The sequence below is a fragment of the Paralcaligenes ginsengisoli genome (assembly GCF_054781135.1).
Genome location: NZ_BAAGUZ010000035.1, coordinates 36,774 through 61,430 on the forward strand (window position 1 = coordinate 36,774; position 24,657 = coordinate 61,430).

Consider the following 24,657-nt stretch of genomic DNA (forward strand, 5'->3'; position numbering starts at 1 on the left):
CTTATTTATCCTCGACCTGCAGAATTGCCAGGAACGCTTCTTGGGGAATTTCAACATTGCCAACCTGTTTCATGCGTTTCTTGCCGGCTTTTTGTTTTTCAAGCAGTTTTTTCTTGCGGGAAATATCGCCCCCGTAACACTTCGCCAACACATTCTTGCGCAAGGCCTTGACGTTTTCGCGGGCTATCACCTCGGCACCGATGGCCGCCTGGATAGCAATATCGAACATCTGGCGCGGAATCAGCGCGCGCATCTTCGAGACGACTTCACGGCCTCGATAGCGGGCATTGGCGCGGTGCACAATCATGGACAGCGCATCCACGCGGTCGCCATTGATCAGCAAATCGACCCGCACCACATCCGAGGCCCGGTATTCCTTGAACTCGTAATCCATGGACGCATAACCGCGGGAAACAGACTTGAGCTTGTCGAAAAAGTCGAGCACGATTTCAGCCAGGGGGATTTCGTACACCAGGTGCACTTGCCGGCCATGATACGACATATTGATTTGAGCGCCGCGCTTGACCGTGCACAAAGTCATTACCGGCCCGACATATTCCTGCGGCATGAACAAGGTAACTGTGACGATGGGCTCACGAACCTCGACGATATTGCCCACTTCCGGCATGCGCGAAGGGCTTTCGATGGATATGACCGAACCGTCGCGCTGCTCGATCTGGTATACCACCGACGGCGCCGTGGTAATGATATCCATGTCGAATTCGCGTTCCAGGCGTTCCTGCACGATTTCCATGTGCAGCAAGCCGAGAAAGCCGCAGCGAAAGCCAAACCCCAAGGCCTGGGAAACCTCGGGCTCGAACATAAGCGAGGAATCGTTCAGCTTCAGTTTTTCGAGCGAGTCGCGCAGTTGATCGTACTCGCTGCTTTCAACCGGATACAGCCCGGCAAACACCTGTGGCTTGACCTCTTTGAAACCGGGCAGCGCCCCGGCAGCGGCACGTCCGGCCAGCGTGACGGTATCGCCGACCTTGGCGTCCTCCAGCTGTTTGATTCCGGCAATCACAAAACCGACCTCGCCGGCAGACAGTTCTTTGCGCGTCTCGGATTTGGGGGTAAAGACACCGACCTGCTCGCACAGATGCGTTGCGCCGGAAGCCATGAGCAATAACTTGTCTTTGGGCTTCAAGATCCCATTGACAATCCGGACCAGCATGACAACGCCCACATAATTATCGAACCATGAATCGATAATCAGGGCTTGCAAAGGCTGGCCAGGGTCTCCCTTGGGAGAGGGCACCCGGGCGACAATCTGTTCCAGGATCTCGTCGATGCCCATGCCTGTCTTGGCACTGGCCAGAACCGCCTCGGAGGCATCGATGCCGATCACATCCTCGACCTCCTGTCGCGCTCCGTCGGGGTCGGCCGAAGGCAAATCCATTTTATTCAGGACGGGAATGACCTCGACACCCAGTTCGATGGCCGTATAGCAATTGGCAACGGTCTGGGCCTCGACGCCCTGCGTTGCGTCAACCACCAGCAACGCGCCTTCGCACGCCGACAAAGAGCGACTCACCTCGTACGAAAAATCGACGTGCCCCGGCGTGTCGATAAGATTCAGGGCATAGGTCCGGCCGTCTTGCGCCTTGTAGTGCAAGGCCACGGTCTGCGCCTTGATGGTAATGCCTCGCTCACGCTCGATATCCATGGAATCAAGCACTTGGGAAGACATTTCGCGATCCGCCAAGCCCCCGCAACGATGAATCAGGCGATCGGCAAGGGTAGACTTGCCATGGTCGATGTGGGCAATAATAGAAAAGTTGCGGATATGATCCATACACCAGACAAACCCGCCAGGCGGGAAATAAATGTTACAGGAGGCCAGACAAAAAAAGGAGCGCATAGTAGCGCTCCTTGCGGCTATCTTGCCATTTTAGCTGTTTCTAAGGATTATTTTCCGGGAGTGACGGTAACCCACTGAGTTTCATTGCCCCGCAGAATCAGCAGTGCCGAGGCCTGCGTTTTGGGCAGCTGCGAAACCAGCTTGGCAAATTGCTCGGGGCCGGTTACATCGACGGCATTGACGGTAAGGATCACATCGCCCACATTGATGCCTGCCGTCGCCGCCGGTTCTTCGACTTCAGTCACCTGCACGCCGCCGTTCAGTTTTTCCTTTTTGCGGACGTCGGCAGGAACCTCGGTAACCTTCAGGCCCAGGGCATCGGTAGGCGTTGCCTTGGGTGCCTGTTGCTCATCGGGGCCGGATTTGCTCGCCGCCGCCGTCAGCTCGGCGACCTTGACGTTGAGCGACACCGTCTTGCCCTTGCGCCAGACTTCCATGGATACCTTGCTGTCGGGCCGGGTTGCACCCACGATGCGCGGCAAATCGGTCCAGTGGGCGATGTTCTTGCCATTGAACTTGGTGATCACATCGCCGGGCTTGACACCGGCTTCCGCCGCCGGACCGCCACTTTCGACATTGCTGACCATGGCGCCCTGCGCCTTGCTCAGGCCTATGGCCTTGGCAACGTCGTCGCTCACCTGGCCGATCTGTACGCCGATACGTCCACGCGTTACCTTGCCGTGAGATTTCAATTGGTCGACCACTCGCATGACTTCGTCGATAGGAATGGCCAGGGAAATGCCCATGAAGCCGCCACTTTGCGAAATAATCTGCGAATTGATACCTATTACCTGGCCAGCCAGATTGATCAACGGGCCGCCGGAATTGCCGGGATTGACCGCCACATCGGTTTGAATGAAGGGCAAGTAATCGCCGGTATCGCGATTGATGGCACTGACAATACCCGCCGTGACGGTGGAGTCGAGCCCGAATGGCGAACCAATGGCCAGTACCCATTGACCCTTCTTGATCTGGTTGGAGTCCCCGATAGGCAGCGGCGGCATGTTTTTGGCGTCGATCTTGATCAGGGCCACGTCGGTACGCGGATCCGTGCCTATGACCTTGGCCTTGTACTCCTTGCCGTCGGTCAGCGTCACAAAAATACCATTGGAATCGGCCACCACATGGTTATTGGTGAGAATGTAACCATCCGAGGATATGAAGAAACCGGAACCCACGCCACGGGGCACGGTACGTTCCTTGCCCTTGGGTGCCGGGGTATTCCGATGACGCGCCGAAGGAGGCGCCCCCGGCATCTGAAAATCGGGGCCAAAGAACCAGCGGAACATATCGTAGGGATCGTTGCTGTTGGGCCCCACACCTTGCGCCCGTATGGGGACGGCTTCGGTTGTGCGGATATTGACCACAGATCCTTCGGTTTTGGAAACCACCGAGGTAAAGTCGGGCAGCCCCATCGTTGGGACGGCCGTTTCGGCATGGGCTCCGCCTAACGCAGCAAACGCAAGTAATACGCTCACCGATGCCGATGCCATGATTCGTCTAATTTTGCTGTCGGCTACAAGTGTTGAAAACATCGTAAAACTCCTTTGACAAAATCTGAAATTACCGAGGGGCAATCAACGGCACATATTCGGCATGTTGCGCAATATCGCGCAGCGTGTCGACCGGTACTTCACCAATGGCGGTAAGCCAGTGATCACCGATTCTTGTGCCAAAAATATTCATTGCTCCCTTATGTACAGCCCCTTTGGGCGGGGCTATCTTGTGCGCACGATCCATAGGCTCGATAAATACTGAAATAGCCGACAAACCATCCGACAAAACCAATTGATTCACTTGCCTGTCCGCCTTCATGAGGCGAGACACCTGCGTCACTGTCTGAAAACCCGCGGGCGCGGGAATACGCCAGCCCATTTTTTTCAAGTCTATGGAAACCATAGGCGCTTCCAGCACACGCCAATCCTGGGTTTTCCAGCGAGAGGCCAGTTGGTCGGCGGAAATCCCCGGGCCAATGAGCAAGGATGTAAACGAAACCTGATCAACCACTTGATGATGCAAGCCCAGCGTCTGGGCCTTGAGCAATAAATTGCTTGCCGTATCGATGCAGAATCGAAAGCCGTAACGCACTTTGTCCTTGGGAACCAGTTCGAGCATCGTGCATTCGCGGCCGGCAACGCGATTCGGATCCTTGCCCACCCTGGCCTCGTAGTGCGCAGGAATTTCCTTGCCATCGCCCAATAACAAGCCCGGGAAACGATCGCCACGCCGGCGCTGAAGAATAACCAATTTCTTTTCGGGGATCAGGCACTGTACGGTATCGTTGTGCCTGACGAACTCGCGCGCGGGTCCGTCGAGCATATCCAGCAGCTCACGCTCGCCGGTGCCGTCGATCACATGGACCACTCGCGTGGATTGCATCACGGAACCCTGCTGGTAAGTGAATACGCCCGAGTAATCATTTTCACGGGCCGCAGTCTGCACTTTTTGCAGCAGGGTCACGATCGGGTCGGCAGCGGGTGAGGTTTCGGCCCAGGCGGGTTGCGCCAGGGCACATGCGGCCGCCATTAGAAATCCTGAAATCCGGCCCATGGCGGCCGCTCTGGGGACGCGCCCTTCGCTCAGGGCGGCGGCAAGATGAACCGCTGTGCCCATTACTGCTGGTCTCCGGCGTCGAACGAAACCTGCCGCACCGGGCTGACCCCGGCAATTTGACGATGTGCTTCGAGATAGTCACGCAAGCCCGCATCGTCGCCCGCGCTGGCAAGCACTTGCGTCGCGCCTTGGCTCGAGGCGGAACCGGTACCCGAAAAGTAAGGCAGGGCAACCCATGCGACCGACACAACCGCCGCCGCAACAGCCAGGCCAGACAGCCCCAGCCGCATCGAGGAGAATTTTCGGCGATACGGCGCCACTATGGGAGGCTCCGCATCAATAGCCTTGGAGAGCCGGGCGTAAAAGAAATCGGAGGGCTTCAACGCCAGGTCTTCACTACGCAACACATCGCCGATAAGGTGGTAGGTATCCCACACTTGGCGTCCGTAAGGGGATTCGAGATCTTCGGGGCGGATATCGCTGCCTTCACCGTCGATCCATACCGAAACGGAAGACTCCCAGGAAAGCTGCTCCGGGTCCTGCCTGTTTGTAGCCGCTACTTGCATTTTTCTCTCCTTACCAGCGACGTTCGGCGTCGGTGCCCAAAACAGGGCGCAACTGCGTTGCAATCGCCTCTCGGGCACGAAATATGCGCGAACGCACAGTCCCGATGGGACAATTCATGCTTTGGGCGATATCTTCGTAGCTCATGCCTTCTATTTCACGCAAAACGATAGCCGTACGCAATTCCTCGGGCAAGGCATCGATCGCAGCATTGACTGTCTCGACGATCTGACGGCTTGCCATCATGGATTCTGGTGTACTGATATCGGTTAGGTTGTCGATTTGACTAAAAGTTTCACCATCTTCCGTTTCAATTGCATTTGGGGTGCTTGGGCGGCGTCCATTGGCCACCTGCCAATTGCGCGCGGTATTGATGGCAATGCGATAAAGCCAGGTGTAAAACGCACTGTCGCCGCGAAACTGCGGCAAGGCGCGATAAGCCTTGATAAAAGCTTCCTGGGCCACATCTTCGACCTCAGACGAGTCGCGTATCATGCGCGACAAAAGTCGCATGATTTTGCGTTGGTACTTCAAGACCAGCAAATCGAATGCGCGTTTATCGCCCTGTTGCACACGGGCAACCAGCTCAGCGTCGACGTCGCGTTCGCTCATCGCGGCTCCTGTATCGCCAACGGTTCGGGCATCGCCGTTTGCCTGGCTACCAGCACACACAGCTGGCGCCACGCCTCGGGCGATACACTCGATTTCCAAACGGTTAACTCCAGCATGGTTTCCTTTGGATTGGCAGCCCCCGGGTCATTGAAACGCAAACTCATCCACGCGAAAGCCGGCCAGGCATGCGCCAGATGCAAAAGCCTTTGCGCGCCAGCCTTGTCGAGCAGCCAGCCCTGGCTGTCGTCCAGCCGCAATTGCGCATCTGGCGGACAAGACCGGGATGAATAATTGAAACAGAACATCCACCCGCCGACCATCGCCAGGGGCGCCATGAAGAACAAGGCCAGGCTATGCGCCAGGCCCAGCGCGGCAGCCAGGATGACTCCCGCAGCAATCACGGCTACCCAGCGAGGGCGCCGCTGGGCCGGCCATTGCCTGATGCGGGCCATGATGCGCTCCGGCCTACAGTCGTCGAACCACCATCGATCCGTTCGTTCCACCAAAACCAAAGGAATTCGACAAAGCCACGTCGATCTTGAGATCGCGCGCCTGATTGGCGCAGTAATCCAGATCGCAAGCCGGGTCCTGGTTGAAGATATTGATCGTTGGAGGTGAAATTTGATGATAAACCGCCAGGGTCGTGAAGACCGCCTCAATACCGCCCGCCGCGCCCAGCAAATGGCCGGTCATGGATTTGGTGGAGTTGACGACCAGCTTCTTGGCATAGTCGCCAAAGGCCAGCTTGAGCGCCTCGGTTTCGTTTTTGTCGCCCAGCGGCGTCGATGTGCCATGCGCATTGACGTAATCGACCTGGTCGGGGTTGATCCCCCCGTTGCGCAAGGCATTGACAATGCCACGACGCGGGCCATCGCGATCAGGCGAAGTAATGTGATGGGCATCGGAGCTCATGCCATAGCCGGCGAATTCGCCATAAATGCGTGCGCCGCGCTTGCGCGCATGCTCGTACTCTTCGAGCACCAGCACGCCCGCCCCTTCGCCCAGCACAAAACCGTCGCGGTCGACGTCCCAGGGGCGGGAGGCGGTGGTGGGATCATCGTTGCGCGTGGACAAGGCCCGCATTGCCGCAAAGCCGCCTATACCCAAAGGTGAAACCGTCGATTCGGCCCCGCCGGCCAGCATGACATCGGCATCGCCATACTCGATCAGACGGGCCGCATCGCCTATGGAATGCAGACCGGTCGTGCAGGCGGAGACCACGGCATAGCTCGGCCCTTTCATGCCCAGCATGATCGACAACTGGCCGGAAATCAGATTGATGAGGGAAGCCGGCACGAAGAAAGGCGAAATCCGGCGAGGGCCGCGCTCGAGGTATTCAGTCTGGGTTTCTTCAATGCGCTGCAAACCGCCAATGCCCGAGCCGACGATCACGCCTATGCGTTCGGCATTCGCCTCGGTGACTTCCAGGCCGGAATCGCGCCAGGCTTGGGTTCCCGCAGCCACGCCATAATGGATAAACGTATCCATTTGCTTGGCCTCTTTGGAGGACATGACCTGCGTAACGTCGAAATCTTTGACTTCACCCGCTATCTGGGCAGTGAACGCCGACGGATCAAAACGCGAAATACGCTGTATGCCCGAGCGCCCGTTGACGATATTGTCCCAGGCATTATCAACATCGTTGCCGACCGGCGAAATAATGCCAAGTCCAGTGATGACGACACGTCGTTTCAAGGATGGCTCCTCATATAAAGACAAAGGCGGCTCAAAGCGGATACACCACCGCCTGCGCCAGGATTTGGCGCCGCGGCAGGGATACCCTCTAGAAACCGCCCTGGCGTGGTTCGATCAAGTATCGAACCCGCGCCACGAAAGTTAAAACTATTGCTTGCTATGCGACGAAATATAGTCAACAGCTTGCTGGACCGTCGTGATTTTTTCGGCCTCTTCGTCCGGAATTTCGGTTTCGAACTCATCTTCAAGTGCCATCACGAGCTCGACCATATCGAGCGAATCGGCACCGAGGTCGTCAAGGAAGGAAGATTCGTTTTTGATCTCGGCTTCGTTGACGCCAAGTTGTTCAGCGACGATCTTCTTGACGCGCTGTTCGATGCTTTCCATGCAGATCTCCAAGTTGGGAAAATTCCCGCGAATTATAGCCAAACGAAAAATTTATAGTTGCTGGCCATGATAAAAAAACGGCATTCCCGGATAAAAAAGGTATTTGGCCGTGTACCGCCCAAGCTACCCCATCGGCAATACCTCTCGATTGAACGGATTTTACCCCGTTCAGCTGATTACATATACATACCGCCATTGACATGCAGCGTAGTACCGGTGATATACCCCGCTTGCGGGCTGGCCAAAAAAGCCACCGCATTGGCAATATCGCTGGACGCCCCCAGGCGGCCCAACGGTATTTGTGACAATATGGCCGCGGTTTGCGTCTCGTTCAACGCCCGGGTCATGTCGGTTTCGATAAAACCGGGGGCGACGCAGTTGACGGTAATATTGCGGCTGCCCAATTCGCGTGCCAAAGCACGCGCCATGCCCGCTACCCCGGCCTTGGCCGCCGCATAGTTGGCTTGCCCCGGATTGCCGCTGGAGCCGACTACCGACGTTATATTGATGATACGCCCCCAGCGGGCCTTCATCATGCTTTTCATGACGGCGCGCGACAAACGGAATACCGCCGAAAGATTTGTATCGAGAACGGCGTTCCAGTCATCGTCTTTCATGCGCATGGCCAGGTTATCGCGAGTAATTCCGGCATTGTTCACCAGGATATGAGGGCCGCCGCCATCCTGCTTGCCCAACTCGTCGATCAAGGCTTCGCACGCGGACGGCTCGGTCACATTGAGCACCACGCCGCGTCCGCCCGTCGCCGCCAGCATCTCGGAAATGGATTCAGCGCCCGCCGCCGAAGTCGCCGTGCCTACGACGCATGCGCCGCGGGCGGCCAATTCAAGGGCAATCGCCTTGCCTATGCCACGCGTGGCGCCCGTTACCAGGGCCAGCTTGCCCTCGAGTTGTTTGTCTTGCATAGCCCCTTACCCCTGTAAAATTTCCAAAGCGGCCTGCAGAGACGCCGGGTCCGTAATGGCCAGGCCCGTCAGGTCGCGGTCGATCCGCTTGGTCAAGCCGTTAAGCACCTTGCCGGGGCCGCACTCGACGATATGTGTAACTCCCTGCGCCTTCATGGCCTGTATGGTCTCAACCCATCGCACCGCATGCCACGCCTGGCGCACCAGCGCATCTTTGACGGCGTCCGGATCGGCAGGGCTCGCGACATCAACGTTGTTGAGCAGCGGGATTTCCGGCGCAGACAGGTCAAAGCCGGCCAGGGCCTGCTGCAACACAGCGGCGGCAGGCTTCAACAGGCTGGAATGGAATGGCGCGGAAACGGGCAATACCAGGGCGCGCTTGGCGCCTTCGGCCCTGGCCAGTTCGCAAGCCCGCTCGACAGCCGCTTTGTGCCCGGCGATGACCACTTGCGCCGGCGCATTGAAATTGACGGCCTCCACCACTTCGCCCTGAGCCGCCCGGGCACACAACGACCTGACCGCATCATCATCCAGCCCGAGCACGGCAGCCATGCCGCCGGTGCCGACAGGCACCGCCGCCTGCATGGCATCGGCGCGAATGCGCACTATCCGGACAGCGTCTTCGAGCGCCAGGGCGCCGGCGGCGGTGAGGGCCGAGTATTCGCCCAGGCTATGGCCAGCCACCATGGCCGGAGCGGCCCCGCCCGCCGCAATCCACGCCCGGTACACCGCAACTGCGGCGGCCAGCATGACCGGCTGGGTATTCGTGGTGAGATTCAGCTGTTCGGCAGGCCCCTGGGCGATCAATGCCGCCAAATCCTGGCCCAGCGCCGCCGAAGCGTGCTCAAGAGTATCTGCAACGGCGGCATTGCCGGCCCAGGCATCAAGCATGCCGACCGACTGCGATCCTTGCCCGGGAAAGACAAAAGCGATTTTCATAAGCGGTAGAAGAAAGAGAATTCGAAATCCGAAGACGGCCGGTCAGCCGCCAAAAACGCCATTTTACATTCTGGCCAGCACGGAACCCCAGGTAAAACCGCCCCCGACGCCCTGCATCATGACCAAGTCGCCCGATTTGATGCGGCCGTCGCGACGCGCGGCATCGAGCGCCAAAGGCACGCTGGCCGCCGAGGTATTAGCGTGCTTATCAACGGTAATGATTACTTTTTCGTCGGGGATGCCGAGTTTTCGGCTCAGGAAATTCAAGATTCGCACATTCGCCTGATGCGGCACCAGCCAGTCTATGTCGGCCAGATCGATCCCGGCCTGCTGGCAAACGTCTTTGGCCGAGCGTGCCAAGGCAGTCACGGCCAGCTTGAACACGGCCTGGCCATCCATGCGCAGAAATGGATCGCCCACCACCTTGCCATGCATCACATTGCCGGCGGCGCAGAGGATCTTCATTTGGCTGCCGTCGGCGTTCAACTGGGCGGCAAGAACACCCGGCTCTTCGGAAGCCTTCAATACGACGGCGCCGGCGCCGTCGCCGAACAGCACACAGGTGCCGCGGTCGCTCCAGTCGAGAATACTGGAAAAGACTTCCGCTCCGATAACCAGGGCCACCCGGGAGCGGCCCGCCTGGATGAAGGCATCGGCCGTAGCCAGGGCGTAGACAAAACCGCTGCAAACAGCCTGAACATCGAAGGCCGCCCCGCCCTTGGCACCCAGATTGGCCTGCACCAGGCACGCCGTACTGGGAAAAATGAAATCGGGGGTCGATGTCGCCACGATGATCAGGTCGACTTCGGCGGCCGTGACACCTGCGTCGTCCAGAGCCAGCTGTGCCGCTTTGGTCGCCAGCATGCTGGTGGTAACGTCGGGGGCGGCGATATGGCGCTGCCGGATACCCGTGCGTTCGACAATCCAGGTATCCGAGGTTGCAATCTGACGCGTCGCCAGCTCGGCGGCAAGTTCATCGTTGGAGACGATCCGCGGTGGCAGATAACCACCCGACCCCACTATTTTGGCATAGGACATACTAGATTCCATCAGACGCTTGGCTACAGCACAGGTTTCGGCACGCCGTTCGAGAGTTCCACAGACTGGGCCGCGGCGGCCTGCAAACTTTGACGCAAATGATCGATCGCGCTCGTGGTTCCGTGCAACAGGCCATTATGCACGGCTTCACGTGCCCGTTGCAGTGCGCAATCAAAAGCATAAATATCGGCCGAGCCATGGCTTTTGATGACAATACCGCGCAAACCCAGCAAAGCGGCACCGTTATAGCGCCGATTATCGACCCGGCCGCGAAAACGGTTCAGCACCGGTGTAGCCAGCAAACCCGCCGTCATCGACAAAGGATCGCGCTTGAATTCCTGGCGCATCATGTAGGCAACCATCTTGGCCAGCCCTTCGAGCGACTTGAGCACGACATTCCCCACAAAGCCATCGCAGACAACCACGTCGACCGTACCTTTGCAGATATCGTCGCCCTCGACATTGCCATAAAAATTCAAGCCGCTGGTGCGCAAAAGCTCGGCGGCCTGCTTCACGACCTCGTTGCCCTTGATAATTTCTTCACCGATATTGAGCAGGCCTATGGTCGGATTCTCGCGGCGATCCACCGTCTTGGCCAGGGCCGCGCCCATGATTGCAAATTGCAGCAGATGTTCGGCCGTGCAATCCACATTCGCGCCCAGATCGAGCATGGTGGTTGCGCCGCCGGTCTGGTTGGGAATGGACGTGGCAATCGCCGGCCGATCGATGCCATCGAGGGTTTTCAGCACATAACGGGTAATGGCCATCCATGCGCCGGTGTTCCCGGCGGAAATGCAAGCATCGGCCAGGCCGTCCTTGACGGCTTGAGCGGCCACGCGCATGGACGAGTCTTTTTTACGGCGCAGGGCCACCTCGACCGAATCGTCCATGCTGACGACTTCGGACGCGGGCAAGACTTCATACCAGTCGCCACCGTCGCTACCCAGTTCTTTGAGCTTGGCCCCGATAGCCGCCTCGTTGCCGACCAGCAAGAACCTGGTATCGGGATGTTTGCGCGCAAACTGACAGGCGGCCGGAACCGTGACCGGAAGGCCGATATCCCCACCCATGCAATCAATAGCGATTCGAATCACAGCTGCCGACATCGAACGCGTAACTTACAGTCCAGGCTGCACAAACAACGCAGTTATTCGTCGTTCTTGGTTTTCAGAACTTTGCGGCCGCGGTAAATGCCGTTGGGGCTGATATGGTGACGCAAATGCAATTCACCGGTAGTAGGCTCGACTGCCGAAGGCGGCGTGGTCAGAAAATCGTGCGAACGATGCATCCCGCGCTTAGACGAGCTCTTTTTGTTTTGTTGAACGGCCATAATGACTCCTGGAAAACGGGTCGCAATTGTACGCGATGAATCCCGCAAGTTAATTTGAACAAACCTAATCTTTCTTCAACTGACCCAACACCGCAAACGGTGAAGGCCGGCTTTCGTCCGCGTCGGGCCCATCGCTCGGGGCAATGGATTCCGGCACCGACGGACAAACATCGTGCTTGGGCACATAAGGCACGCTCAGGATGATTTCATCCTCGACCAGCGCCAGCACATCGAGGCGTCGCGAGCCCACAATGCGCTCGATGAAATCGTCGGGCTTATCGTCGTCGATGACAGCATCGTCTTCAAGAGCCGCCTCGGTATTGACCACCTGCAAACGATTCTCGACGTCGATCGGCCATGCAAGGGGTGCCAGACAGCGTTGGCATTCAAGTACTGGGCTGGCTTTGACGCGCAGGTGTAAAAAACACCGCCCGAGCGAATCTTTCTCGCCCCGCATCGACCATTGCGCAATACCATCGCCCTGTTCGGGCAAATCGTCGATCAGGCGCTCCAAATGAAGCAAAGGCGTTTGGCCGCTGATTTCCAGGCCCAAACGCGTAAGCTCGAACGTGTCAACATACTTTGCCGTATCCACGCCATCCCTTTATACGCAACACCGCATTTCCACGCATTTTCAAAATACCGCAGACCCAAATACTTTTCCCAATGCCTTGCCCACAATACTTCACAAGCCGCACAAAGGGCGTTTTTAAATCCGCCCTTTTCTTAAACAGGGAAAACATTAGATAATAACGCTTTCGGCTATTTTCAGTCAAACCAGACACCATAAAAGCCCTCCATGCGTCTCATTCTGGCCTCAAGTTCCCTTTATCGCCAAACCATGCTGGCACGTCTGCGTGTGCCCTATACCGCGATTTCCCCGAATATCGACGAAACGCCCCTGCCCGGCGAAACTCCCTCCGAACTCGCCTTGCGGCTTTCCATTGCCAAAGCGCAAGCCGTGGCTGGCCAGTATCCCGACGCCCTGATTATCGGCTCGGACCAAGTGGCCACCATCGACGGCACCCCCATAGGCAAGGCGGGCAACTTTGAACGAGCGCAGGCGCAACTCAGGCAGCTCAGCGGCCAAACCGTGGAATTCCACAGCGCCTTGTGCGTGAGCAACGGCAGCCGCCACGAAAGCGCCGATGTCGTCACTTATTGCCAATTCCGGAAACTGGGCCACGACGAAATCGACGCCTACCTGCGGCTCGAACAACCCTACGATACCGCGGGCAGCGCCAAGGCTGAAACCCTGGGCATCGCGCTCATGGAAAGCATGCGCTCCGACGACCCGACCGCCATTATAGGCTTGCCGCTGATTACCCTGAGCCGCATGCTGCGCTCATTCGGGCTTAACCCTCTAACCTTCGCCGAGACATCGTGAAAACAACCGGAACCCTGCATCTGATACCCGTGGGCCTGGGAGAGGCGGCGCCGGCAACATGGCTGCCGCAGGCCGTGCACGAGCTGGCCTCCCGGCTTACCGTCTATATCGCCGAGAACGCCAAAACGGCGCGCGCCTTCCTGAAACTCATGGGCACCGCGGCGCCGCTCCAGGAAATCACCATCCACACCCTCGACAGCAAAGTCGACGCCGCGCAAATGAAAGCCTGGTTAAAACCCCTGCTGACAGGCGGAGAAATCGGCCTGGTATCCGAAGCCGGCTGCCCCGCTGTGGCAGACCCCGGAGCCAAAGTCGTAGCCGTCGCGCATGGCATGGGCTTGCGGGTCCGCCCCTGGGTTGGCCCCTCGTCGATCCTGCTTGGCCTGATGGCCAGCGGCCTGGATGGCCAGCGTTTCGCCTTCCACGGTTATGCGCCCGTCGACGCCACCGAGCGCGCCAAACAGCTCAAATCATGGGAAGCGCTCTCGCAAAAACAAGAGCAGACTCAAATACTGATCGAAACTCCCTACCGCAACAGCGCCATGTTCGACACGCTGAAACAGGCGCTCAAAGCCGGCACGCGTCTATGCGTAGCGCGGTCCCTGACCACCGGGGACGAATGGATACAGACCCATACCATTGCCGAATGGAAAGCCCTGCCCGCGCCCGAGCTGAACAAAATGCCCACCCTGTTTCTGTTTCTGGCGGCCCGTTAAGGTCGATCATGCAAAAGATCTCCGCCCTATGGCACGGGCTTCTCGGCTTGTCGAGGCCAGCCCGCCGATCCGGGCCGCGATGCCTGCTGGCCGCCTGCGCAACCGTCGTTCTGGCCGCCTGCAGCAGCTATGCTCCGGGTGGCCTGGCGATCGATCGCAGTATTCAGGCCAGGAGCCAGGATAGCCGGGTGGACGTGATCGTCCTGCACTATACCGCGGCCGATAACGCCACGTCCCTGAAAATCCTGTCCCAAAAAGATGTCAGCAGCCATTATCTGATCAGCGACGACCCTGTCCCTCATGTTTACCAACTGGTGGATGAAAGCCGTCGCGCCTGGCACGCGGGGGCAAGCGAATGGTACGGCCGCAACCACCTGAACTCGAGCTCGATCGGCATCGAAATCGTCAATGCCGGCCCGCAAGGCTCCCATTGGGCGCCCTACACGCCTGCGCAAATCGCGACTCTCACCGTTTTGCTCAAAGGCATTATCGAGCGCCACCAGATCAAACCCTTCAATATCGTGGGCCATAGCGATATCGCCCCGCAGCGCAAGACCGATCCCGGCCCGATGTTCCCCTGGAAGCAGCTTGCCCAGGCCGGTATCGGACGCTGGTATGACGAGGCTCAGGCGCGCAAATTCCAGCGCCGCTTCAGGCGGCACGGCCTGCCCAATATGCACTGGGTCCAGAAGCAGCTGAGGCGCGTGGGCTACCAGGTGCCAAACAGCGGCGTGCCGGACCGCGCCACCAAAAATGTCATCGCGGCCTTCCAGATGCACTATCGCCCAAGGCGCCACAACGGCGTGCCCGATGCCGAAACACTCGCCATATTGAAAGCCTTGCCTTGACCGCCTATCGCGTTTGTAAACAGTCTCGACTGTTCGCCTCCTCAAGCTCCGCGGCCGCTCGAACCAGGCCTGAGCTACGAGCAGTCCTGGAACATTTTTGGTTCAAGTTGTTTACGGGATTCGGTGGATTGGTATTTGAAGACGCCGTCTATCGGGGATAAGGTCAGGACCGGCACGGCGTGCTTCATCCGGATTTAGCTCGGCAAGGCGGGCGTCGGTCGAACTCACTGCGCCTCGCACGCGAGGCTCCGTTCAGACAGCGCCCGACGACTGCCCCCGCCTTGCCGAGCTAAATCCGGCGCACGCCTTACGCCGGTCCTGACCTTATCCCCGATAGACGGCTCGCGTAATGGCATGCCTGGAATGACGTTACGGGAAGCCTGGCATTAACGTGCCCGCACCCATGCCTCGATCACGTGGCCATGTATACCTCAATGCATGACCTCAATGCTTCTCTCTATGCATTCCCGTAACGCAGCCGCAGGGTGGGCGGTGCTGTGTAGTCCGGCGGTAGTCCAGCGCCGGGTGCTGACGAAGGGAAGGCGGGGGCTTTCGGCGGGCCCTGTTTGAGTGACGCCCCGCAGCGCGGGGCGGCGCGAGTTGGCCCGACGCCCGCCTGGACGAGGCAGACCCGGGCAGTCGGGGCGCGCAAGCGCCACGACCGCTGGACGTGCCGGACTGCACTGCACCGCCCACCCTGCGGCGTCTTAAGAACACAAATCAACCCAAGCGACCACAATAGCCTCCCTTACCCCCATCAAGACCTTTGATTCTTAATAAAATAACCCAGGCGAACCAGCAGCAGCACCGCCAGGATCACCCCATAGGCATAAGGCTCGAAGAAATTGTTCTTGCCGGCCCGTATCAGCCAAAAATGCCATACCGACAAAGCCGCTATCGCGTAGATGCTGCGATGCAAAAATTGCCAGCGGCGCCCCAGGCGCCGCATCCAACCCTGCGTGGATGTAAAAGCCAGCGCCAGCATAGGTATGAACGCCAGCATGCCTATCGTGATAAAAGTGCGCTGCACCACATCGTCCCACATCGAAACCAGCGACCAGCCTCGTTCCCACAAGGCCCAGCCCAGCAAATGCAAGACCGTATAGAAAAAGGCAAACAGGCCCAGCATCCGGCGGCACCGTATCAGCGCCGGCTGGCCAATGAGCCGGCGCAACGGCGTAACAGCCAAAGTCAGGCACAGGGCGACCAGCGCCCACACACCCGATGAACGGATCAGGAATTCCGGAGGATTTGCCGTGAGTCCATCGTTCAGGCCCAGAACCACCCATCGGAACACGGGATAAAGCATCAACAGGAAAATCAGCGGCTTGACGCGCCCCACTTGCGCCGCCGTCCAGTTCGGGGCGCGGCTCGCCGCCGCGCGGCCTTCGGATTTGGGCGCCGGCCTGGCGGACGCCAGATCGAGCTCGGCGCGCGCAGGGGCGGCATTGACGGAATCGGAAAGAGTAGATGGCATCGATGGCAGCCCGGGTATGTGCTGGAGTAAAGGTGGAGCTGGATCAAAAATGATTACAAGCTAAAAGTAACGCTTCAGATCCATGCCCTGGTAGAGTGAAGCCACCTGCTCGCCATAACCGTTGAACATCAGGGTTTGCGTCCGTGGAGCAAACAGGCCGCTGCCAATACGCCGTTCGGTGGCCTGGCTCCAGCGCGGATGAGGCACGCCAGGGTTGACGTTGCCGTAGAAACCGTACTCGGTCGGCGCAATCTTCGCCCAACTGGTATCAGGCTGCTGTTCGGTCAAACGGATCTTTACAATGGATTTACCCGACTTGAAACCATATTTCCAGGGAATGGCCACCCGCATGGGCGCGCCGTTCTGGTTGGGCAGCGTCTTGCCGTAAACCCCGAATACCAGCATGGTCAGCGGATTCATGGCCTCATCGATGCGCAGTCCCTCGACATAGGGCCAATCGATAATGCGATCGCCCAGGCCAGGCATGGCATCCGGCTGCACATCTGTTACAAACTCCACGTACTTAGCCTTGCTGGTGGGCTCAACCTGTTTGAGCAGGGTGGCCAAGGAATAACCCTCCCAGGGGATCACCATGGACCACGCCTCTACGCAGCGCATCCGATACACCCGCTCTTCCATGGCCGCGAGCTTGCGCAGATCGTCGATATCGAAGGTACGAGGTTTGGCCACCTCTCCCTCGACAAGCACCTTCCACGGGCTGGTCTTCATTGCGCCAGCATATTCGGCGGGATCGCTTTTGCCGGTGCCGAACTCGTAGAAATTATTGTAAGAACTGACATCTTTTTCGGACGTAAGCTTTTCCATAAGCTGGTACTTGGGGTTTGGCGTCCCGGCAAAGGCGCCGGCTGCCGTTCCCGAACCGGCCGCCATGGCTGGCAACAATCCCTCGGCACCCAGGGCCAGGGCGCCCAGGCCAAGCTGGCGCATCCAGTGGCGGCGCGCCAGCCAGACCGACTCCGGAGTTATTTCGGAGGATGTTATTGAGGGGATTTTGAATCTGGGCATGATATTCCTCGTGAAACGCAGTGCTGGATCCTGATTGGATGCGCCGCGGCGGTGGAAGTTCACCGCGATCGGGACGAGGATTCAGGCTGGAGCACTGCCCGCTCATCAACCGTTTGCGACGCAACGGACACCCTGTATACGCACTTATGCAGACGATTATTCCTTGCGGCGCGTGTTTTGAATACCTTTTTCGGCATTCCATACCAGATATACGTCCGACAGCACCATTTGGATGCAAAACTGTGCCGTCTTAGACCCGATCCATGAGCCAGGCCTGCATTTCCCTGACGCCGGGGACCAAAACCGTGGGTTCGGCCGCGACAAGCGTCTGCTTGTCGTGGGCGCCATAAGTGACGGCCATGCTGTCGACTCCGGCATTGCTTGCCATCTGGATATCGTGAATGGTGTCGCCCACCATAATAAGCTGTTCGGGCTTGAGGTCGAGCTCGTCCATGATTTCCAGCAGCATGCCAGGGTGCGGCTTGCTGCTGGACTCGTCGGCGCAGCGCGTAGCCGCGAACTGCTCGCGCAGATTCATGCTGTTCAGGGCACGATCCAGCCCTACCCGGCTTTTGCCCGTGGCGACCGCCAGCCGCACCTGGCGCTCCCGCAGGCTCGAAAACAAACCGAGAATGCCATCGAACAATTTGATATCCGGATCGCGCGTCAGGAAATGCACCCGATATCGCTGCAAAAACAAAGGCATCTGTTCATGGGTCAAGGTTGGAACGGCGCGATAAAGTGCGCTTTCCAGGGAAAGGCCGATTACCCAACTGGCATCGGCGGAAGCCGGCACCGGCAGCCCAAGGTCGATGCAGGCGGCCTGCATGGCCGCCACGATGCTATGAGTGGAATCCATGACGGTTCCATCCCAATCGAAGACTACAGCCGCATAACGCTTCACGAATTTTGCTCCAGGCCGGCCAGAATCTGTTCACAGGCCGGCGGCAAGCCAGCTTCGAAGACCAGTTCTTCACCGGTCAAAGGGTGAGGAATTTCCAGACGACAGGCGTGCAGGAACATGCGATTAAACCCCAAGCGGCTGAATTTTGCTCGAACCTCGTCAGGGCCGTATTTGTCGTCGCCGACGATCGGGTAGCCCGCCGCAGCCAGGTGCACGCGTATCTGGTGGGTGCGCCCGGTGCGCAGTTCGGCTCCCAGCAGGCTGAAGCGCCCGAAACGCTTTTGCAGCGTAATAATAGTATGGGCTGCCTTGCCCTCGGCATCGACCTTGACGCGCCGTTCGCCCGAGGCGGTCAGCCATTTGAGCAAGGGCTGGCGCAAATGCTGCTTGTCGTTGACCCAGTCGCCGACCACCAGCGCCAGGTAATGCTTGCGCCCCCGCCCCTCGCGCATCATCTGGTGCAACGCCACCAGCGCGGAGCGTTTCTTGGCGATCATCAGCAGGCCCGATGTTTCCCGATCCAGACGATGGGCCAGTTCCAGAAACGGCGCATCGGGCCGCGCGGCGCGCATCTGTTCGATGACCCCGAATGCCACTCCGCTGCCGCCATGAACCGCGACCCCCGCTGGCTTGTTGACAAGGATCAGGGCTTCGTCTTCGAAAACAACGGGAAATGCGGCCGGCGGAACGGCTTTGGCTTCCCCGGCCTGCGGCAGACGCAAAGGGGGTATGCGCACGGTATCGCCCAGTTCAAGGCGATAGTCGGCCGAAATGCGCCCTTTGTTGACCCTCACTTCGCCGTGGCGCAGCGCCTTGTACAAGTGGCTTTTGGGCACGCCTTTGCACAAGCGCAGCAGAAAATTATCGATTCGCTGCCCGGCCTGTTCGGTGTCGATTTCGACAAAACGCACTATAGGAGTGGAGTCTTTATGATTTTCGGGTTTGCGCATAGGGAAAAGCGGCATATAATCCACATCAGCCTATAGAAGCTGAAAAATTGCTGACGTAGAGATGCAATGGATGCGTCTCCGTTAAGCAAACAAGGCCATATTGTACTGCCTGAGTTTCAGCTTCTGGGTCATTAGGTCGCCGGGCTAGTCCTGGTCTGCTCGACAGTGGTGTGGCACATGTGCCCGCTGGCAATACAGATCGACTATCAACCGCGTGCGGCGCTGAAGCTCTTGCAAGTAAAGTCATTGTTTAATGCACCAGCCGCGAACTTACACACGCGTCTGCCGTTCCAGCATCTTTTTTGTCAACCACAATTGTGAACCTGACCCTCCTGCTGACCGAACTGCGTGCCCTGAGGCATGCCGTGCCTACCTGACCTGAAGGTGGGTACTACCTGACGTCGTCAGCCTAGCCCTCCTGTACTGCTCGATTAAGCGCCACACACCGAGTGACCCGCGGTCGTGCGCCGATAAACGGTGCGCCATGACTACGGAGAAAAACACTCATGAAACGAATGTTGTTTAATGCAACGCACCAAGAAGAACTACGCGTTGCGATTGTCGATGGTCAAAAACTCATAGACCTCGACATCGAAGCCGCTGGCCGCGAGCAGCGCAAGGGCAATATATACAAGGGGGTCATTACCCGCATCGAACCGGGCCTCGAAGCCTGCTTCGTCAACTACGGCGAAGACCGCCACGGTTTTCTGCCCTTCAAGGAAATTGCCCGCACCTACTTCAAGGAAGGTGTCGACGTACGTACCGTACGCATACAAGACGCCCTGAGCGAAGGCCAGGAACTGATCATCCAGGTGGAAAAGGAAGAGCGCGGCAACAAGGGCGCGGCGCTTACCACTTTTATTTCGCTGGCCGGCCGCTACCTGGTATTGATGCCCAACAATCCGCGCGGCGGCGGCGTCTCGCGCCGCGTCGAGGGCGAAGACCGCCAGGAATTGCGCGAAACCATGGAGCGGCTCGATATCCCCAGCGGCATGAGCATCATTGCCCGTACCGCCGGCATAGGCCGCAATGTCGAAGAACTGCAATGGGACTTGTCCTACCTGATGCAGCTCTGGAGCGCGATCGATACCGCTGCCCGCGACAATGCCGCCCCCATCCTGATTTACCTCGAATCCAGCCTGGTCATTCGGGCCATACGCGACTACTACTCGCCTGAAATTGGCGAAATTCTCATCGATACCGACGACATCGCCGAGCAGGCCACCGCCTTCATGAGCGTGGTCATGCCCGACAATGTCCAGCGCGTCAAAGTCTATCGCGACGACGTTCCGCTGTTTTCACGGTTCCAGATCGAACACCAGATCGAAACAGCCTATTCGCGTACCGTAGAACTGCCTTCGGGCGGCTCGGTCGTCATCGATCATACCGAAGCACTGGTTGCGGTCGACGTGAACTCGGCACGCTCGACCCGCGGCGCCGACATTGAAGAAACCGCGCTGCGCACCAACCTCGAAGCCGCCGACGAAGTGGCTCGCCAATTGCGCCTGCGCGACCTGGGCGGCCTGATCGTCATCGATTTCATCGATATGGAAGAAGGCAAAAACCAGCGCGCCGTCGAACAGCGCCTGCGCGACGCCCTGCATTTCGATCGGGCTCGTGTCCAGATGGGCAAGATTTCCCGCTTCGGCCTAATGGAATTGTCACGCCAGCGTCTGCGGCCGGCCCTGAACGAAGGCTCGCACATCACCTGCCCGCGCTGCAACGGCACCGGTGTCATTCGCGACGCCGAATCCAGTGCCCTTCACGTCCTGCGCCTCTTGCAGGAAGAGGCCATGAAAGAGAACACGGCGGCGCTGCACGCCCAGGTGCCGGTCGATGTGGCCACCTTCCTGCTCAACGAGAAGCGCGGCGACATCACCAAGATCGAGTCGCGCCTAAAGGTCAACCTGGTTCTCATCCCCAACAAGAATCTTGAAACCCCGCACCACCACATCGAACGCCTGCGCCACGACGACCCTCGCCTCGAAGAAATCAAGACCAGCTTCGAACTGGCCCAAAGCCCCAGTACAGAAGTCACCTGGGCTCCCAAAGAACAGGAAACCAAGGCGCGCCCCGAAGCGCTGGTCAAAGGCATTACCCCAGCCCAACCCGCTCCAGTGACATCCACCCCCGAGCGAGCCACGGCGGAAAAAGCCAGCGGCACCGGCCTGTTCAAGCGTTTCATGAACTGGATTACAAGTTCCAGCACGCCGGCCACACCCGAATCCAAGACGGAAACCAGCGATACTCGCTCATCGGCCAGCCGCAACAAAACCGCGCGCGGCACCGATCGACGCGAACGCAGCCATGAAGGCGGCGACCGCAATCGCCAGCGCCGCGGCAATCGCCGCCCGGACAATCTGGAAAACAGCGTCGATGAAACCCGCCGCCAGCCGGTACGCAACGCCCGTCGCAGTGAAACTGATATCGACGACAACAAACCCAGGTCCGAGCAACGTCCGGCCGAACAGGCCGACACCGGCGACACCTCCACGGGCAATCGCAACGGTCGCAATCGTCGCGGCCGCGGCCGCCGCCGCGAGGAAAACCCGGCTGAAACCCAAGTTCTGGATACCACGGCAGCAGCCTCTATTGCGGCCGAAGATCGTCCTGTAGCTGAAACACTTCCGCGCACCGAAGACATCCCGCAGCAGGATGCCGAAATCGTTTCGGCCGCCATGGCGCCAGATGCCGAGAACGAACAGCTCGATCCCGAACGCAAACGCCGTCGCCGTCGCAGCCGTCGCGGCCGTCGTGGTTCCGAAGCAGGCGGCGCCGAGTCTACCGGCAGCGAATCGCCTGAAACACCGGCCCAGGCGCACACCCATTTCGTGGCGCACGAAACGCCGTCATTCAACCCGACGGCACTCCCGGTGGCCGCAGCCACTCTGGGCGCGTTCCCCGCCGTCCTCGCCGAGGAACCCGCGGGCTTCGCACCGGCCGTCTCGGCCGTCTCCGCCGTTTCGGCGGAACCGGTCGAAGCTCCCGTGCATACCATATCGCCGGAGTCCATCGAAAAAGCGATACACGCGGAACATGTCCACACAGCCGAAGTCGCGCCACAGCCGGCGGAGGCCCCGGCGGAACACGTCACAGCCGCAGCCAGTCACGAAGAAGCTGCCCCCGAGGTAGCGCCGCCCGCGGCAAGCCCGGTCGAACCACCAGTTCAAACGGCAACCGTCGCGGCAAGCCCGGCTCCGGTCGAGGCCATAGTCCTTGGCACAACGGCAGAGGCCGGCAATAGCACCTTGCTGCGCGATACTGTCGTTGCCGCCGGGATGGAATGGATCGAAACCAAGGCTGGCTATCAAGCCCCCGCGCCCGCAGCCCCGGTTCGCCTGGGCCGTGCCCGCAAACCCCGCGACCAGGCTTCTCGCGAAGAAGCGCTGGAACAGGTTGAAACCCACGCGGGTTAAGGGTTAAGTCGTAAAAACATACAGCCCCTGCGTCACGCGACGCAGGGGCTGTATCGTTTGTGCCAGACACAACCGCGGCATCCGCCAGACGAGCGGCCGATGGCCTGTCTCAGGCCAGGGCCAGCGGCTTGGCTGTTTGCGCGTGTATCGCTACGGCCTGCAGGCCATCCCACCAGAATATGCGCCCCACCGGAACACGGCGCGCAATTTCAATCGCCTGCGCCGCATCGCTTTCGATGAAATGGGTGTGGCAATGCCGGAGCAGGCAATCGGCCTTGTGGCGGGCTGTGTCCTGAGGGCTATACCGAGACGGATCGCGCATCAGCAATGGGCCATTGAATCCGTGACGGCCCAGCCACTCTGCGGTTCGTGCCCGATCCTGCTCCGGCCTGCCCGTAATGACGGTAAGCTGCGACAGGTCGATCGGCGGCCGGCTTATGCAAGGCGCCAGCGTGTCACGCAGCGCCAGGGCAACATCCAGCGTATCGTCGTAAAGCCGAGACGGCAAGTCGGGCACCAGCACTCCGTCCAGATCGGTTGCCCACGAAGCATAGTCGTGTTCGGGCCGATCCGGCGCATTGCGCGTGGCGGCAAAGGCGGCTGTCATGGATTCGCGCTCCCAGGGAAATCGGGCGCCATAGCCTTGCGGAATCCTCAAGCCAAAATCTGGCCGGATACGGGACTCGTCATCGTAGGCCAGCGCAAACACGATAAGGCTGTAGCCGGCCTGCGCAAGAAAATCGCGGCAATCCAGCAGAGTGGTGCCGCGCCCCGCTACATCCTCAACCAGCAGCAGCCGTGCTCCCGCCTTCGGAGAGCCGGCCGTGAACCAATGCACGGACCGGTTCCGGCGCTGGTATCCCAGCGCATACAAAGGCAAAGACAGCGAGCTTGCCGCCATGGTGGCGGGAACCAGGCCACCCCGCGCAATAGCCACGACTGCGTCGAAATTCATGGCCCGCCAGTCCGGCACATGAGCTAGAACCTCGGATTCGACCCGGTTATAGTCGTAGGGAAAAGCAGTACGCATGGTGTAGTTGCCGAACAATGCCGCCCGTTTCGTTTCGGACGCAGCGCACGCGCGCCGCATGCCCGCATCAGCCAGGCTGGAAAAACCTAGTTTGCCTTGGCAACGACGTCGGCCGGCTGACGGGTCAGCAGCGCCAGCAGATTTGCCAGTTCAGTGCGCATTTGACGGCGATCGACCACCATGTCGATGGCGCCTTTTTCCAGCAGGAATTCCGAACGCTGAAACCCTTCGGGCAATTTTTCCCGTACGGTCTGCTCGATGACCCGGGGCCCGGCAAAACCGATCAGGGCCTTGGGTTCGGCCATCACCACATCGCCCATGAAGGCAAAGCTGGCCGACACGCCACCCATGGTGGGATCGGTCAGTATGCTGATGAACGGCAGCCCGGCGGCCGACAGACGGGTCAGCATGGCATTGGTCTTGGCCATTTGCATAAGAGAAAACAGGCTTTCTTGCATGCGCGCCCCACCCGACGCGGCCACGCAAATAAACGGGGTGCGATTCTTGATGGCTTCCTGGACGCCTCGCGAAAAGCGCTCGCCTACCACGGACCCCATGGACCCGCCCATGAAGTCGAACTCGAAGCAGGCCAGCACCACCGGCACCGCCAGGATGCTGCCGCTCATGACGACCATGGCGTCGGACTCCTGGGTTTGCTTGCTCGCCTCGGCGACGCGCTCGGTATATTTGCGCGTATCCTTGAATTTGAGGGGATCGACCGGGCGTATATCGGAACCGATCTCGACCCGGCCTTCCGCATCCAGCAAAGCTTCGATACGAGCCCTGGAGCCTATCCGCATGTGATAGCTGCACTTGGGACAGACATGCAGCGTGGCCGCCAGATCTTCGTTATAAAGCACCGCTTCGCAAGCGGGGCACTTTACCCAAAGACCCTCGGGAACACGGCGCGCGCTGGCATCGTTATTGCGGTTGATTCGTGGAGGCAGAATTTTTTCAAGCCAGCTCATTATTGTGTATCCCTCTTGATGAGGTTCGATTTT

General features: G+C 59.2%; 24 protein-coding genes. 4 read left to right on the forward strand and 20 right to left on the reverse strand.

What is annotated here, in order from left to right; translation table 11 throughout:
- Position 1: 1 nt before the first annotated feature.
- The 14 genes from lepA to ACYVIS_RS17705 all read right to left on the reverse strand — a co-directional run bounded on the left by lepA (position 2) and on the right by ACYVIS_RS17705 (position 12,497).
- Positions 2-1,795 (reverse strand): translation elongation factor 4, encoded by a 1,794-nt coding sequence (gene lepA / locus ACYVIS_RS17640; protein WP_460874609.1) that lies wholly within the window; start codon positions 1,793-1,795, stop codon positions 2-4.
- 113 nt (positions 1,796-1,908) lie between these two features.
- Positions 1,909-3,396, reverse strand: coding sequence for a Do family serine endopeptidase (locus ACYVIS_RS17645; RefSeq protein WP_232743874.1), 1,488 nt, complete (start codon positions 3,394-3,396; stop codon positions 1,909-1,911).
- 28 nt (positions 3,397-3,424) lie between these two features.
- Positions 3,425-4,474 (reverse strand): MucB/RseB C-terminal domain-containing protein, encoded by a 1,050-nt coding sequence (locus ACYVIS_RS17650; RefSeq protein WP_460874610.1) that lies wholly within the window; start codon positions 4,472-4,474, stop codon positions 3,425-3,427.
- Positions 4,474-4,980, reverse strand: a complete 507-nt coding sequence (locus ACYVIS_RS17655; RefSeq protein ID WP_460874611.1) for a sigma-E factor negative regulatory protein — start codon at positions 4,978-4,980, stop codon at positions 4,474-4,476. The genes ACYVIS_RS17650 and ACYVIS_RS17655 overlap by 1 nt, the downstream gene beginning before the upstream one ends.
- A gap of 10 nt (positions 4,981-4,990) precedes the next feature.
- Positions 4,991-5,590 (reverse strand): RNA polymerase sigma factor RpoE, encoded by a 600-nt coding sequence (rpoE, locus tag ACYVIS_RS17660; RefSeq protein WP_232743877.1) that lies wholly within the window; start codon positions 5,588-5,590, stop codon positions 4,991-4,993.
- Entirely contained in the window at positions 5,587-6,042 is a 456-nt protein-coding gene (locus ACYVIS_RS17665; RefSeq protein ID WP_460874612.1) for a hypothetical protein, read from the reverse strand. Before ACYVIS_RS17665 ends, rpoE begins: the two co-directional genes overlap by 4 nt.
- 13 nt (positions 6,043-6,055) lie before the next feature.
- Positions 6,056-7,285 carry a beta-ketoacyl-ACP synthase II gene (gene fabF / locus ACYVIS_RS17670; RefSeq protein ID WP_232743879.1) on the reverse strand — a complete coding sequence of 410 codons (1,230 nt, stop codon included), beginning with the start codon at positions 7,283-7,285 and terminating at the stop codon, positions 6,056-6,058.
- 147 nt (positions 7,286-7,432) lie between these two features.
- Positions 7,433-7,672 carry an acyl carrier protein gene (acpP, locus tag ACYVIS_RS17675; protein WP_013742768.1) on the reverse strand — a complete coding sequence of 80 codons (240 nt, stop codon included), beginning with the start codon at positions 7,670-7,672 and terminating at the stop codon, positions 7,433-7,435.
- Positions 7,673-7,848: 176 nt separating this feature from the next.
- Entirely contained in the window at positions 7,849-8,595 is a 747-nt protein-coding gene (fabG, locus tag ACYVIS_RS17680; RefSeq protein WP_232743880.1) for a 3-oxoacyl-ACP reductase FabG, read from the reverse strand.
- A 6-nt stretch (positions 8,596-8,601) separates the two neighbouring features.
- Positions 8,602-9,534, reverse strand: a complete 933-nt coding sequence (fabD, locus tag ACYVIS_RS17685) for an ACP S-malonyltransferase (RefSeq protein WP_460874613.1) — start codon at positions 9,532-9,534, stop codon at positions 8,602-8,604.
- 63 nt (positions 9,535-9,597) lie between these two features.
- On the reverse strand, positions 9,598-10,584 hold the full coding sequence (locus ACYVIS_RS17690) for a beta-ketoacyl-ACP synthase III (protein ID WP_460874614.1): 987 nt from the start codon (positions 10,582-10,584) through the stop codon (positions 9,598-9,600).
- An 11-nt stretch (positions 10,585-10,595) separates the two neighbouring features.
- Positions 10,596-11,666: a phosphate acyltransferase PlsX gene (gene plsX, locus ACYVIS_RS17695; RefSeq protein WP_460874622.1), complete on the reverse strand. Its 1,071-nt coding sequence runs from the start codon at positions 11,664-11,666 to the stop codon at positions 10,596-10,598.
- 53 nt (positions 11,667-11,719) lie between these two features.
- The gene (gene rpmF, locus ACYVIS_RS17700; RefSeq protein ID WP_232743883.1) at positions 11,720-11,902 is read right to left on the reverse strand and encodes a 50S ribosomal protein L32; all 183 of its coding nucleotides are present in this window, start codon (positions 11,900-11,902) and stop codon (positions 11,720-11,722) included.
- A gap of 64 nt (positions 11,903-11,966) precedes the next feature.
- Positions 11,967-12,497: a YceD family protein gene (locus ACYVIS_RS17705; protein WP_232743884.1), complete on the reverse strand. Its 531-nt coding sequence runs from the start codon at positions 12,495-12,497 to the stop codon at positions 11,967-11,969.
- A 204-nt stretch (positions 12,498-12,701) separates the two neighbouring features.
- Here ACYVIS_RS17705 and ACYVIS_RS17710 point away from each other — a divergent pair, with 204 nt between their 5' ends.
- From ACYVIS_RS17710 to ACYVIS_RS17720, 3 genes are read left to right on the forward strand one after another with little or no spacing between them, the layout of a single operon-like run.
- Entirely contained in the window at positions 12,702-13,289 is a 588-nt protein-coding gene (locus ACYVIS_RS17710) for a Maf family nucleotide pyrophosphatase (RefSeq protein WP_460874615.1), read from the forward strand.
- Positions 13,286-14,005: an SAM-dependent methyltransferase gene (locus tag ACYVIS_RS17715; protein ID WP_460874616.1), complete on the forward strand. Its 720-nt coding sequence runs from the start codon at positions 13,286-13,288 to the stop codon at positions 14,003-14,005. Before ACYVIS_RS17710 ends, ACYVIS_RS17715 begins: the two co-directional genes overlap by 4 nt.
- A gap of 47 nt (positions 14,006-14,052) precedes the next feature.
- On the forward strand, positions 14,053-14,853 hold the full coding sequence (locus ACYVIS_RS17720; RefSeq protein WP_460874623.1) for an N-acetylmuramoyl-L-alanine amidase: 801 nt from the start codon (positions 14,053-14,055) through the stop codon (positions 14,851-14,853).
- Positions 14,854-15,610: 757 nt separating this feature from the next.
- Here the strand turns inward: ACYVIS_RS17720 and ACYVIS_RS17725 are convergent.
- From ACYVIS_RS17725 to ACYVIS_RS17740, 4 genes are all read right to left on the reverse strand, one after another.
- A complete protein-coding gene (locus ACYVIS_RS17725; RefSeq protein ID WP_460874617.1) occupies positions 15,611-16,330 on the reverse strand; it encodes a protein-methionine-sulfoxide reductase heme-binding subunit MsrQ in 720 nt (239 codons plus the stop codon).
- A 60-nt stretch (positions 16,331-16,390) separates the two neighbouring features.
- Positions 16,391-17,356: a protein-methionine-sulfoxide reductase catalytic subunit MsrP gene (msrP, locus tag ACYVIS_RS17730; protein WP_460874618.1), complete on the reverse strand. Its 966-nt coding sequence runs from the start codon at positions 17,354-17,356 to the stop codon at positions 16,391-16,393.
- 250 nt (positions 17,357-17,606) lie between these two features.
- The gene (locus ACYVIS_RS17735; protein WP_255696650.1) at positions 17,607-18,260 is read right to left on the reverse strand and encodes an HAD-IA family hydrolase; all 654 of its coding nucleotides are present in this window, start codon (positions 18,258-18,260) and stop codon (positions 17,607-17,609) included.
- Positions 18,257-19,225: an RluA family pseudouridine synthase gene (locus ACYVIS_RS17740; protein ID WP_370635966.1), complete on the reverse strand. Its 969-nt coding sequence runs from the start codon at positions 19,223-19,225 to the stop codon at positions 18,257-18,259. The genes ACYVIS_RS17735 and ACYVIS_RS17740 overlap by 4 nt, the downstream gene beginning before the upstream one ends.
- A gap of 491 nt (positions 19,226-19,716) precedes the next feature.
- Here ACYVIS_RS17740 and ACYVIS_RS17745 point away from each other — a divergent pair, with 491 nt between their 5' ends.
- A complete protein-coding gene (locus ACYVIS_RS17745; protein ID WP_460874619.1) occupies positions 19,717-22,626 on the forward strand; it encodes an Rne/Rng family ribonuclease in 2,910 nt (969 codons plus the stop codon).
- A gap of 109 nt (positions 22,627-22,735) precedes the next feature.
- Here the strand turns inward: ACYVIS_RS17745 and ACYVIS_RS17750 are convergent, their stop codons facing one another.
- Entirely contained in the window at positions 22,736-23,656 is a 921-nt protein-coding gene (locus ACYVIS_RS17750; RefSeq protein ID WP_460874620.1) for a phosphoribosyltransferase family protein, read from the reverse strand.
- 86 nt (positions 23,657-23,742) lie between these two features.
- Positions 23,743-24,624 (reverse strand): acetyl-CoA carboxylase, carboxyltransferase subunit beta, encoded by an 882-nt coding sequence (gene accD / locus ACYVIS_RS17755; RefSeq protein ID WP_460874621.1) that lies wholly within the window; start codon positions 24,622-24,624, stop codon positions 23,743-23,745.
- Between the last annotated feature and the right edge of the window lie 33 nt (positions 24,625-24,657).